General features: G+C 53.5%; 7 protein-coding genes. 2 read left to right on the top strand and 5 right to left on the bottom strand.

Annotated features, from left to right (window positions below; genetic code table 11):
• Positions 1–22 precede the first annotated feature (22 nt).
• Positions 23–922 carry a LysR family transcriptional regulator gene (locus BLW37_RS09820; protein ID WP_091342346.1) on the bottom strand — a complete coding sequence of 300 codons (900 nt, stop codon included), beginning with the start codon at positions 920–922 and terminating at the stop codon, positions 23–25.
• 162 nt (positions 923–1084) lie between these two features.
• Here BLW37_RS09820 and BLW37_RS09815 point away from each other — a divergent pair, with 162 nt between their 5' ends.
• Both BLW37_RS09815 and BLW37_RS09810 read left to right on the top strand, forming a co-directional pair.
• On the top strand, positions 1085–3499 hold the full coding sequence (locus BLW37_RS09815; protein ID WP_091342344.1) for a TonB-dependent receptor: 2415 nt from the start codon (positions 1085–1087) through the stop codon (positions 3497–3499).
• A gap of 72 nt (positions 3500–3571) precedes the next feature.
• Positions 3572–4738: an MFS transporter gene (locus BLW37_RS09810; protein ID WP_091342343.1), complete on the top strand. Its 1167-nt coding sequence runs from the start codon at positions 3572–3574 to the stop codon at positions 4736–4738.
• Between the two features lie 77 nt (positions 4739–4815).
• On the opposite strand, the gene BLW37_RS09805 is transcribed toward BLW37_RS09810, so the two are convergent.
• From BLW37_RS09805 to BLW37_RS09790, 4 genes are all read right to left on the bottom strand, one after another.
• The gene (locus BLW37_RS09805) at positions 4816–6684 is read right to left on the bottom strand and encodes a C39 family peptidase (RefSeq protein WP_091342341.1); all 1869 of its coding nucleotides are present in this window, start codon (positions 6682–6684) and stop codon (positions 4816–4818) included.
• A 365-nt stretch (positions 6685–7049) separates the two neighbouring features.
• Positions 7050–7520: a hypothetical protein gene (locus BLW37_RS09800; RefSeq protein WP_091342340.1), complete on the bottom strand. Its 471-nt coding sequence runs from the start codon at positions 7518–7520 to the stop codon at positions 7050–7052.
• A 6-nt stretch (positions 7521–7526) separates the two neighbouring features.
• Positions 7527–9842 carry a S8 family serine peptidase gene (locus tag BLW37_RS09795; protein WP_171907588.1) on the bottom strand — a complete coding sequence of 772 codons (2316 nt, stop codon included), beginning with the start codon at positions 9840–9842 and terminating at the stop codon, positions 7527–7529.
• A gap of 174 nt (positions 9843–10016) precedes the next feature.
• The gene (locus BLW37_RS09790) at positions 10017–13226 is read right to left on the bottom strand and encodes an amidohydrolase family protein (protein ID WP_091342337.1); all 3210 of its coding nucleotides are present in this window, start codon (positions 13224–13226) and stop codon (positions 10017–10019) included.
• Between the last annotated feature and the right edge of the window lie 226 nt (positions 13227–13452).

The raw sequence follows: 13452 nt of genomic DNA, 5'->3' as shown, positions 1-13452 counted from the left end.
TAAGCGCACCCCCGGATGGGGGTTATTGCTTACTAAAGGCGATGCCGTGTTCGGTCAGTCTATCCAGCAGCCATTGCAGCCCTTGGCCTACCGGGCCTTCGCTTTTCCAAATCATATCGACGCAATGCGGAAAAGACACCGCTTGATGGCTGGTAGGAAGTTTGATCAGCTCGCCACTTCGCAGTTGCGGCTTGATTAAATTCAGTGGCAATTCGGCCCAACCAAAGCCTTGTTGCACCGCCTGGATCAGCAAGGTGGAGCTGTTGGTAAACCAGATATTGGTGGATAAGTCCGAGTCGAAGCGGCGAAAACCACTGGCCGGATCGGTAATGCGCAGATGGCGGTACTGCGATAAATCGTAGGGGGTTACTGAAGCCAGCTGTGCCAATGGGTGGTTGCTGCTGACTACGGTGCCATAATGCACATGGGAAATACCCCGAAAAGCGCACTCTTCCGGGTAGTCATCCTGGCTGATGGCTATGGCCAGGTCCACCTCGCCGTTTTGGATCAGCTGATAGCCCTGGTGGTGGCTGGCTTTAAGCAGCATCAGGGCGGTATTTGGGAATTGCTCTTTAAATTCGCTGGCAACCGCCAGAATCATCTCCACCGGCAGGGCCATATCATCAAAGGCCAGCGCAATTTCAGTTTCGACATCCTGATTTAAATTTTGAATGCGGTGCAGCAGGTTGTTGTAGCTTTTTAGCACCGATTTGATGTCGTTCAGCAGTGCTAGGCCTTCGGCCGTTAGGGGGGGCGTGCGTTTGCTGCGATCAAATACTTCAAAACCGACATCAATTTCCAGATTGCTGATCAGACCACTGATCGACGACTGTGCTTTCCCCAGCTTTCGCGCTGCGGCAGAAAAGCTGCCAGTCTCAACCGTGGTAAGAAATGCCTGAAGTTGTTCAAATGAAAGCTGCATCCCACCTACCTCGAACTATCGCTTAAACCTATAGAAACTAACTGTACAGTGAATGTTGAACTGGTTAATCCTGACCATCGGCGAGCAAGAATTCATCAATGTAGCAGGATTTATTTGCTTGTACATTAAAACAATAGCCGGGCAACAGGAAGGAAATTCAGCATGTTACCATTTAAAAAACGAGAACTTAGCGTATGGATATCAGCCATGCTGGTGTCCGGGGCCGTTATCGCCACCGAAGCCGAGCAAGGCGAAGACGAGCAGAAAAAAGCACAATCCATTGAGCGGATCACAGTAACTGGCACTGGTCGCCCCAAGATGGCATCGGAAATTCCGATGAATATCACAGCGATGACCGAAGCTGAGTTGCGTGAAAACAACATTGGCAATTTAAAAGACTTGATTGCCGACAGTGTGGAAATTCATGCGCCGGATAACAGTGCCCGTTTTGCTGATTCGGTCTCGGTGCGTGGCCTGAATGTCGCCGGGGTCAATGCCAACAACCTGCAGCAGTTTATCCGCACCACCATGGCCTACTATCTGGATGCCACGCCTTTACCGAACATCAATTACCGCATCAAAGATGTCGCCCGGGTTGAGCAGCTGATTGGCCCGCAAGGCACCCTGTATGGGGCCGGTAGCTTGGGCGGCACCATTCGTTACATCACCAATGAGCCGGTGCTGGAAGAGTTCCAATTTGATTTTAATACCAATTTTTATCAAACCAAAGGCGGTGGCATCAGCAACGACACCGATGTGGTGTTCAATATTCCGATGGGCGAACGTTTCGCCGCTCGCTTATCGCTGGCGCGGTTGGATGAAAAAGGCTTTACCGATCGTCAGGTGAATCCAAGCTGGATTGCTCCGGGTGAAGGTTTCCCCGGCAATCCGAACCCGGATCAAACCCTGTACAAGCGCGATGACTGGCAGGAAGTCACCGGTGGCCGTTTAACTTTGCTGTGGCAAGTTAGCGATGACCTGCGGTTAAAGTACAGCCGCACCCAGCAGGATCAGTTGGCAAATGGTACCCGTGGCGCCAGCCGCTTACCGGTAAACCGGGCATGCGAAGGCATTGAGGACTGTACCTTTACCTCTTTTGATACCCCTTTTCAGTACAATGACCGCACTGTGGTATCGCGCTTTGCCGAGTTTGCCGATCGTGACCTGAAAATGGACTCGATTGATCTGGATTGGGATTTAGGCTTTGCCACCTTAAGCAGCAGCACGGCCAATTATCGCGATAGCAGCGTTGGCCAGGCCGATTACGCCGGTGCCGGTAACAGCTTTTATGGTTGGGTGCCGGGCCTGGCACTGGCCGATGGCAACGACTCGGCCTACATGACCTTTGACAACAGCTACCGTGGTATCAGCCATGAAAGCCGTTTAACCTCCAATATTGAAGGCCCCTGGAGCTGGATTGTTGGGGTTTACCACACCAATCAGCGCCGTAACTACAAGTTCTCTGAATGGTTTGAGCGGCTGGATGAAATTGCCAGCCAGGTGTCCTGGCTTGGTTTCGACCGCGCGACAGCCGGCGGCAATGTCGGCGAGGGCTACCGTGAGGATTTAGGCAGTAAGTACAAAGAAACGGCTTTTTTTGGTGAAGTGGGGTACGACATCACGGAAAAGTGGAATGTGACGGTCGGTGCCCGGGTGTTTAATTACACCGATATTGGCTCTGGCTTTATCCGTGATTACTTGGGCCCGACTGATTCGGATCGCGACTTTAAAGGCAGTGGCAGCGGTGAGAGTTTCTTCAAATTCAATACCGCTTACTTCTTTAGCGATGAGATCCTGGGTTACTTTACCTACTCACAAGGCTATCGTCGCGGCGGTACCAACTCCTTCCGCGAAGACAATGGCCGACCGGTAGCAGAGGATGCGCAGTTCTATGAGCCGGACTCCACCGACAACTTCGAGCTCGGAGTGAAAGGCTTTATCGCCGATGGTTTCTTTGTGCAAGCCAACGTCTATCAAATTCAATGGAACAATGTGCAGACCTACTTCTCGCAAACCATTGAAGACTTTTTCCCGGTCAATGGCACCACCAATGGACCGGATGCGAAAACCCGGGGTGCCGAGCTTAGCATGCGCTATTATCTGACCGATAATCTGATGCTGACCTATTCCACCGCGACCACCAAAGGCACCTGGGATGAAACCGTTACCAAGTGCGTGTACGAAGAAAGCGTCGCCAACAACGAATGCCGCACCTGGATGAAAGGAGGTTCTTTAGGCGGCAACCCGAAGTGGCGGCATAACTTTGGCCTGCGCTACACTGCGGATCTGGACAATGGCATGTCACTCTGGGGCAGTGTCAATGGCCGCTATGTTGGCAAGGTGCAAAACGACCGTCAGGATAATCCGGATGCGGCGACCTTTGAGTATCCGTCTTTTACCACCTTTAGCGCCAATCTGGGCCTGGGTAAAGACAACTGGGATGTGCGGCTTTGGGCAACCAACCTGACCAACAGCGATGCCATTGTGTCCAATCAGAACTCTGGTATTCTAGGGCGCAGAACCATCGCCCTGACGCCCAGAACCATTGGCCTTAGCTTCTCTTACAGTTATTTTTAACAGCTAGCCAATACCGCGAAGTGAGGCTTAGGCCTCACTTTTTTTTGCCAGAGTGCTTGCAGGAGTGTGAAGATGTTGTCTATGACCTGGCGGCCAGCCGCTGCCACCGATTTTAACTTCCCCCAGTATGTTGGTGTGATGCTGATCGCGATGATGGGGGCCTCGGTGACCATCTTGATGCCGCTTTTGGTCGGTGCTTTTACCGACAGTGGTTTGTTCAGCACCGCTCAGGTAGGTTTTTTGGCCTCGGCGGAGGTGGCCGGTATTTTGATTTCCAGTGCGTCGGCTTTGTTTTGGGTGCGTCGTATTCAATGGCTGCGCTTTGTGCAGCTAAGTCTGGTGGTCTTTATCGGCTGCAACCTGCTCACCAGTTGGGTCAGCAGCTACGAGTTGGTGCTGCTATTGCGTTTTAGTGCCGGCCTTGCCTGTGGTGTATCCTACGCCATCGCGCTGGCAGCCCTTGGCGACCAAAGCCGGGTGGATAAAGCCTTCGCGGTGATGGTGACCATCCAGGTGATTTTTGGCACCCTGGGGTTTGCCTTGCTGCCTTATGTGATTGCGCCTTTTGGCTATGCCGGTATCTATCAGTGCTTTAATTTGTTTTTACTGCTGGCGCTGATGCTCAGTTTTGTTAGTTTTCCGCTGAATCAAAAACCGCAAACCGCTTTTCGGATCGATTTGCAAGGTCGGTGGCTGGCGGCTGCTCTGGTGTTCGCCGGCACCATTGCCTATTACTTTGCCCAAGGCACCGTTTGGGCCTATCTGGAGCGGATTGGTGTCCATGCCGGGTTCAGTGTGGCGGAAGTAGGCGCTATTCTGGGGGTTGGTTTTGGTATCAGTGCCATTGGGTCCATGTTGTCCAGCTGGTTTGTCGCCCACATTGGCCGGAATGCGTCTTTAGTGATCACAGCCGCTGTGCAGCTGCCTTGTCTGGCGGCTTTGTACTGGATGAGTGACAGCCATGCCTGGGCCATCTATGCGGTAGCAACCATTGTTTACCAGGTATTCTGGAGCTTTATCGTGCCCATTATGATGGCGATTTTTAATGATGTGGATAAAAGCGGCCGTTTGATCGTGTTTTGTGTCACCGCCTTTAAAATTGGCCTGGTGCTGGGGCCGCCGGCGGCCGCGCTGACCATTCGCCTGACCAGTATTCATGAGGTGTTGTGGCTGGGGGCTATTGCCATCGTTGTGAGTGTGGCCTGTTTGATGGCGTCGAATCGGTTGTTGCAACGCTAAATGACTGAACCAAAACGATTGATTGTGATATCGAACACGACAAAGCCGGGGCAACCCGGCTTTGTCGTGTTCAGCAGTTATTGAAAGGTATGCAACCAGAGATCATCGCCGGTGCCATTGTCATTAATGGCATACTCAAAAGCCGCTTTCGGGTAACGAACGCCTTTGCCTGAGCGGCTGGTATCGTAATTGCCCCATTTTTGCAGGTTCCAGACGCCAAAGGGATCATTGACCGTGTAATGGCTGCCATCAAAGCCGGTCACCACCAGAATATGGCCCGGGGAGGTAAACCAACCATGCACTATGGTTGGGATGCCGGCGCTGGCTAATTGGCGTAACTCGGTCAGGGTGCCATTGGTTTTGCCAATATCACGGATGGGGCTGCCTTGTTCCTGGGCGATGGTGTTAAAACCCCAGGCCAGTGCCGGCACGGTCTGCAGCAAACCAAAACGATTGTATAGGTAGTCTGGTGTGCGTTGACCGAGTACGGCAGGATCAGTGAGACCAAAATAGTCGGTGATCATCGCCAGCGAGGTAACACTGCAGGCACTGTATGGCTGGGACTGGTTTAGTTTTTGATCCCAGTAAGGCACTTGTGCTGGTTGTGGTGGTGCCGGCGGTGGGGCATTGCCTTCCAGATACGACGTCATGTCGTTGTTGCTCGCAGAGCAGTCCACATTGCTGTCAAATTGCTCCCGGTGCCAGTTCACTTGTTGCCAGTCTTGCCAGACACTGTGCGGAATCGAGCCACCCGGTACCCGCCAGATAGATGCATTCGGGCCAGCCACGTTCATAAAGGTATTCAGTTGCGAAGGGGTTATATCGCCATACTCGGTAGACACAATATGCCAGATTGGCTTGGTTGCTCCCATGGCCCGATACTCACAGTTGCCTTGCTCAATCCAGTATTTGGCATTGGCCATGTAAGAGCCGCCCCAAACTTCCAGATAAGTTTGAGGCATATGGGCATCGACGTACTGATCGATAATATCGACCCGCATGCCATGATCGGATGGGTTGCCCCAGGTGGTGGCTGTCAGTGGAAAGTTAGCATTGGCATGGCCATCAGCAATCGCCTGGTTGCGAGCAGTGTGAAAGGCCTGGAACAATTGGTGCAATTCGGTGGTTTTATGATTGAACTCCACCTCGACATCGGTAATAAAGCCAACATAGCCGTATTGGGCTGCCAGATAAAGTGCATTGGCCTGAGCGGCATAATTGCCCGGGTAGTTGTACGCCCAGGCCCAGGGTTCGATGCCCTGATCTTTGTAGATCTGGGTGGTTTGTGTGGAGCAGGCATCCGGAAATAAGGAGCAGCTGGCGGTATTGTCGGCAATTTTAATGAACACCCGTTTTACGCCAAGTGCCGCCAGCTCGTTCGCCAGTTGTTGATGGCTTTTATTTAAGCCGGCTTCATCGATGTACCACAGCCAGGCGCCAAACTGATTGGTTAATGGGGCCGGGTTGCCAGGCAAACTGGTACTTTGCACCCAGTTGTAAAAACTGGCCGACCAACGAGTGGTGTAGCAGGCCGTACCACCACCTAAATACTCGCACTTTGCTACTTCCTCAGCGGTAAAGTTACCGTACACATTGTTTGGTGCATTGCTCAGGCTTTCAAAGCAGTGTCCTCCATAGGTTGGGGAGCGAACCGAACCGTCCGGGCAGTCGTTACTGCTACGAATGGCGGTAGCAAAGGGCTTTGCCCAGCGCAGAACATGGATGGTGTGGCCTTCAACTGAATAAGCTTCTGGGGTGGTGCAGGCACTGCCACCACCATAAGCGATGCATTTATCAACCATGACTTTGGTAAAAGGGCCGTACAGGTTGTCGGTATCAGCACAAAAGCTGAGCTGCTGGTCGAACTCAGTATTGTCTGGGCAAGCTGCAAAGGCTGCAGACGAGAACCCCAGCATAGCAAGCAAGAGTAGAGTGTTTAAACGCATTGGTTATCTCCGGTATGATTTATTGTTGTCCTGGAGTGCACTGCGAAAGGGTCCGTCGCTTTCAGCGAGCGGCAAACTGCTGGTTTGCCAGCCATGACTATAAAATAGTGGGAGATGATGTAAAAAATGATAGCCATCGGTTATGGCGATGAAACGAAAAAAGCTCATCCTTGAGCGGAATTTCAACCAGGAACACCAGTGCCAGCTGCGTTTTATCCTTTGCGATTGGTGAGGGAGAGACGCCAAAGAGTCGCGATCACAAACTGACAGCGACAGATTAGCTACTTTGGCTGATAAAGAAAAAATAGACACCATAGCTTCAGGCGATAAAAAGGCCAGCAAATGCTGGCCTTGAAATAGAGATTTTATCTGGTTTTATAGCGCTGTTCGCGCACATCCAGCCGCACGTTTTTTACTCCGCTTTGCTGCAGCAATTGCTCACGCAGTGCCAGCAGATCGGTATGGCTGTCGGCTTGCAGTAACACCAGCTGCCGTTGTTGCTGCAGTATAGTCAGCGGGAAATCTGCCAGCACACTGGCACTATCAGCACCGTCTTCCAGCAACAGCAAAAGCTGGCCACTGACACGTCCGGGCTGGCCGCTGTACCGATTGACGACCATGCTGTTCGCTTGCACCCTTCCTTGCAATGAGGCTGTATCTGTAGCAGAGCTGGCAGTGGCAAATTGCGCTTTGCTTTGGCGGCTTTGCTGCCAGCTCAGCTGGGGCGATTGCTCCGGTTGCACGAGACGGTAAGCACCAAAGGTGGTTTCAGCCAGACTGGTTGCTGAGAATGCAATGCAGCATACGGTTACACAAAGTTGTTTTGCGAAAGTCATCGGTCATTACTCCTTGCTATGGCCAATAATGCGCAGAGCGGCACCATCAAGCCTGGATAGCTCAGCGTTATTTTCAATCCAGTCAAAGTCAAATTCGGTATCTTGTACAGCAAAACTATCGGCCGCAAGATCGTACACCTGAAGGGTCCAGTTGCCGGTGCTTGTTTCACCGTAGAATGCATTACTGCGAAATACCGAATCTTTCAGAATATAGCCATCCTGAGCAGCCCAGTCCTCATCCAGAGCCGGTAATAATAAAGCCTGACGCGAGGCCAGCAATACGCTGCGGGTACCGGCAGGGGAGGTAAGGACCACGGCCAGATCATTGCCGGCACTGGTTTGGGTGCTGCCTTGCTCAGTGATACGGCCAAACTCCAGCAGTTCCTGGTTACGGACGGTTAACTTAAGCTGCACCGTTTCTACCACCAGTTGCTCCGGCATGGTGAGTGCCATGCTAACGCCAGCTGCACTGTGATCCGGGATTGCCAGGTTTGCGGGGCTACCATCGCCATACAGGGCTATACCATGCCAGGCGCTGTACTGCTTTGCTGGTAATTGCCAGTTGCCTTGCTGCAACCGCTGAAAAGCAGCGCCGGCTTGTACCAGGCCAAAGCCGTAATGATTGTTAAAAGCAATACCGGCAGCATTTTCAACCCAGCCACTGTGGGCCTCAAAGCTGCCATCCGGCAGGTTTAGCCGGATCAGCGGATCCTCTGGGTGTACCCGCTTGGCGGTGCTAATCAGTAAATGTTGCAATTCGCGGGCGGTTAAGGTCGGCTCAGCTTCCAGCAACAAGGCGGCAACGCCACTGACCATAGGGGCAGCGGAAGAGGTGCCATTAAACCTGGCTGTGTAGTTGCAAGCCAGGTTATCGGGGTGGCTACCACTGTCAAACGGATAGAAGCCGGCAAAAGCACCTTCCCCGATGGCATCGTCAAAGCCTGCGGCTGCCGCTTCACTGCTGTAGCCATGCTGGCAGCTCATCAGGTCCACGGTGACAATAGCGGGCAGCAAATCGCCATCTTCACCAGCTGGCGCGGTCAGCACCAAATTGGCACCGGCGCTGGAGTAGCTGCTTTTATGGCCATTGGGGTTCATTGCTGCCACTATGGTGTAGTAAGGGGTTTGCTGGGAAGATTCCATATTGGCATTGTAGCAGCTAAGACCTAGCTCATTGGCACCGTTTTGCTCGCAAAAGTCGCCTTCGTAACCATAAAATTCAAATTCATTGCCAGCAGACTTGACGTTCAGTGCTCCTTTGCCAGAACGTAAATCTTCGACACTAAAGCGATGCAATTCTTCTTCAAGCAACGAATAGCCTTGCATCACCGGCAGAGTAATACCATAGCTACGGTTAAAAGCACTGATGTTGTCATCCGCACTGATCACACTGTCATCTAAGCCATGCACCAACCATTCATCATCTAGACCAGCAGCGTACTCATCGGCCAGTAAGTTAATGGCCATTAACAGGCTGTTTGGGGCGATGCCCCGTCCGCCGATCCCATTCCAGCCTTCAGCGGCAATAATTCCAGCAACACTGGTGCCATGATCGCCTGCATTTGGCCAGGACGGATCCAGCTTGGGGGATGGATCCGTGCTGCCATCAACCAGGTTGAACGAGCGACCGGCCAGGATATTGGCGGCCAAATCTTCATGCGTCAGTTGCAAGCCGCTATCGACGACCACACTGATCGAACCCTGACCAAAGATCCCGGCTGCAAAAAGTGGCAATAGATCGACATCAAAACCCGGCCTAAGTTGGTTGCGGTAGTCACTGAACAGTTGATTGACCAGGCTGGACGCCTGGCTAGGTGGCATCGGCTCGTCCGGGTCATTGATCAGCATGTCGATAAGCGCATCGCGAAAGCTATCGCTCAGAGCGTAGCTTGTTTGTCCGGTATTGACCAGATGCCATTGTTCAGTAGCCAGAGGATCCGACAAGGGGGCTGCTAACTGCAATGTGGCACTGCCCTGACGGCCTGCCTGCTGCAGCGTATAACGAAAGCTGATCGCCTGGTTGCTAAGCGGTGTTAACCGATAGTTCAGACCATCGACTTCGAGCAAGGCTCCATTGAGTGCATAGCGACCTTGTACCGGCTGAATGATCTGCCCGTTTTGCTCGATACGAAGTAACTGAGCACTGCTGGTTGTCGCCAGAGCATTGGCAAAACTACCGGTGACAGGCAGCCAATGCTGACTAGTGGTATGGCTTAAGTTTTCCAGGGTAAGTGGTGGGAGCGGCGGCGATTCTGAGTTGCCGGAGCCGCCACCGCAGCCTGACAGCAACACCAGGCTTAGCGCCAGGATTGTTTTTTTCATTAACATAAATCAGGTCCAGGTTAAAAAGCTGGGCTTTTTTACCACGGCCTGATAGGTTTGTCGAATCGATTTTTGCCTTAAAAGTGTAGGAGTAAGTTGGCAATTTGCGTAGTGTCTGAACAACGAAAAAGGCCAGTGTGAGCTGGCCTTTGAATTAACAGGAAAAAGTTAGCTCTAGCGCCTGGGTTCAAACTCAAACGGCTGACGGGTGCGCTCGCGCAGGCCAATTTCGTTCATGCTCTCGGCATCGAACAAGCGGCCGTTGACCATGGTGTACTGCACCCGGTCACTGACGCGGATGTTTTCCAGCGGGTTGCCGTCGATGACAATCAAATCCGCCAGCTTACCCACTTCAATACTGCCCAACTGATGATCCATGCCAAAGGTAATGGCCGGATTGATGGTAGCGGTTCGCAGGGCTTCCAGAGGCGTCATGCCGCCCTGGGCGAACATCCAAATTTCCCAGTGGGCACCTAAGCCTTCGCGCTGGCCATGGGCACCGATATTGGCCAGGATGCCACGATCGGCCATTTGCTTGGCCGTTTCTACCACGGCAAAGTGGTTGTAGTGATGCTCGGGTGCTTTTTCCCGCCGCATGCTGCGTGGCGCCAGTCGGTCCATCGGCACGTAACGGCTTAACCGTGGGTGCTGCCACACTTCGGTGGTATCGTACCAGTAGTTTTCCCCCCAGATGCCGCCATAAGCGACGTTCAGCGTAGGCGTGTAGGCCATGCTGCTGGCCTCCCACAGTTGCAGCACATCCTCGTACACCCGGGCCGAGGGCAGGGCATGTTCCAGCGTGGTGTGGCCATCCACCAGCATAGTCAGGTTATGCTGCAGCAAAGAGCCCCCCTCTGGCACCACCATCATGCCCATCTGGCGGGCCGCTTGGATCACCTGCTGGCGCTGATCACGCCGCGGCTGGTTGTAGCTTTTTACCGTGAAGGCGCCCACTTTTTGCAACCGCTCAAGATGAAATTTGGCATCGTCCAGACTGTCGATGTGCGAGGTAAAGCCCGGGATTTCTGCGCCATAAATAATGGCACCGGTCGAGAAAATACGGGGTCCGGCGATGTGGCCGGCCTGCTGCATTTCACTGGCGGTAAAAATTTCCCGGGTGTTGTTGGATGGATCGTGAATGCTGGTGACGCCAAAGGTGAGACCTGCGTAGTTCAGCCAGTTTTGCTGTGGGATGATCTGATTCGCTCCCTGCGCGCCATGGGCATGGGCATCGAACAGGCCTGGCATCAGGGTTTTGCCGCTGATATCAAACACTTTGGCACCGCGCGGAATGTTGACCGCATCGCGGCTGCCGACAGCGGCAATTTTGTTGTTGGTCACCAGCACCACCGCATCTTGCAGCACTTCATCGCCATTCATGGTAATGACCTGGCCGCCGACAAAGGCGATGCTGCCTTGTGGGATATCGGCTGGCACACTAAAGCCAAGCGAAGTGCCGTTTTCAGCGGCAAAGTCGGTTGGTTGTTGCTGATCGAACAAGCCAGCCACCGAAGCATGGTACAGCTCAGGGCCTAAGTTCCAGTACAGGTGCTGGCTGTCGGCGGTCCAACTGATGTGCTCGCCGGCCCGCACCGACAGTTGGCGCACCGGGAACTGGCGATCGCTGCCGCTGATGTTGATCACGCTGCCACGCTCCACAAAAGGCGTGACGAAGACTTTAAAACGATCGGTAAAGGCCAGCAGTTTGCCATTGGGTGATACCTGGAACTCGGTACCGTGTGCTGCGGTGTACAGTACCCGCTCTTCCTGGGTGGTTAAATCGATGCTGAGCAAAGCAGGGCCACCGCGGTTGGCCATGGCATAGACCCGATCGCTGCGCTCGCCAAACATCGGCATGCTGCCCTGACGGCTGAGAAGCTGAGGCTCACCGCCTGCTACCGGTACCTGATACAGGCCGGTATGCAGCGACCACTGCCGTGGCAGAATGCTGCCAGCGCCGGCCTTGCGATACACCACGGTTCTGCCATCCGGGCTAAAGGTCGGCTCGACGTACTTGCCCGGCTCGGACACCAGCTCCGTTACCCGGTTGTTGCGCAGGTTCAACAGCTTGACCCTGCCTTGCTGCTGGTCGTTCCAGCTGGTGTACACCAGTTGGCGGCCATCACGGCTAAACTGTGGGTAGAATTCAAACTCGTCGTTTTGCCGGGTCAGCCGGCGTGGCCGTGGGTTGTCGATGTCGGTCAGATACAGATGGCCGAGTGCCGAGAACACCGCCCGTTTGCCATCCGGTGACACCTGCACAAAACGCAGCATCTTCACATCGACGTCGGTTTTGTCCAGATCCTGCTGTACCCGCAGCGCGGTCTGGATTTGCTTTTGTGTATCAACCTGGAAAGGGATGTGGGCAATGTCACGGCTGCGTACATCGATTTTATGCAGCTTGCCGCCAGCCCAAAACACGATATGGCGGTTATCCGGGGTCCAGCTAAGCGTGGGGTAAACACCATGAATGGCCCAGGTTTCCTGCATGTCACGCTCTAAACCACCGTACAGCTCAATCTGCTCGCCAGTTCTGGTATCGTACAAAAACAGTGTGCTTTGAAAATCGCGCCGGCTGATATACGCCAGATAACGGCCATCGTGCGATGGTGTCGGGCGAATGGCACCACCACGACCGCTGATGATGGTGTCGATGTCGCCGGTCGCAAGTTCAAAACGCTTAATGCTGTAGATGCCGGATTCAGAGTCCTTGCTGTAATGAAAGGTTTGACCCGGGGTGTCGTCCTGCGAAAAATAGACGTACTTGCCATCGGGCGAGAAGGCGGGCTCACCGAGGTCTTTTTGCTGGTTTGGCCGGGCGGTCAGCATCACGCCAGTGCCACCGGTTTTGTGGTACAGCCAGATTTCGCCAGCGCCTAAGGAGCGGGTGCCGGTAAAGTGCTTACGGCCTACCAGAAACTCGCCATCCGGGCTCCAGGCCGGGCTATTCAGTAAGCGGAAACTTTCGTTGGTCACCTGATGGGCATTGCTGCCATCCAGATCCATGATCCAGAGGTTATCGCCACCCCCCTGATCGCTGGTAAAAGCAATTTGCTTGCCATCCGGGCTAAAACGCGGCTGCATATTCCAGGCGATGTCATTGGTCAGGGCTGTGGCCGTACCGCCACTGATCGGCATGGTGTAAATATCGCCCAGCAAATCAAACACCAGGGTGTTGCCATCCGGGCTGACATCCACATTCATCCAGGTACCCTGGCTGGTGGAAATGGTCACGGTTTTAAACTCGCCCTGCGGCTGATTGACTTGCCAGCCTTTGGTTTCGTTTGTGTCGTTTGCTGTCTTGTTTGCTTCTTCAGCCAGCAGTGAAGCGCTACCGAGCAGCGCACTGACGGCCAGCGCCAGCAGAGTTTTGGAGGTCGTCATACGAGGTTCCTGAGTTGATTGTCTGTTTTATTTTTAATTATCCGATCAACCATGCCATAAAATTGGCCGCTGGTTAAGCAGCTACCAGCCAAAATGGGACTAACGCGGGGGAATTGGCGATTATTGCCGGGTTGCGATACCAACCCAAATGGCCTGGTATTACATAAAAAGTAGCCAGGCTATTAGTAGTGTGGTGGTTAGCAAGGCAATCGCCATGATAGTGCCA

The organism is Alkalimonas amylolytica (genome assembly GCF_900107845.1).
GTDB lineage: Bacteria > Pseudomonadota > Gammaproteobacteria > Enterobacterales > Alteromonadaceae > Alkalimonas > Alkalimonas amylolytica.
The sequence above is the reverse complement of the archived record's forward strand: the minus strand, read 5'-3'. Positions and strand labels throughout refer to the sequence as shown.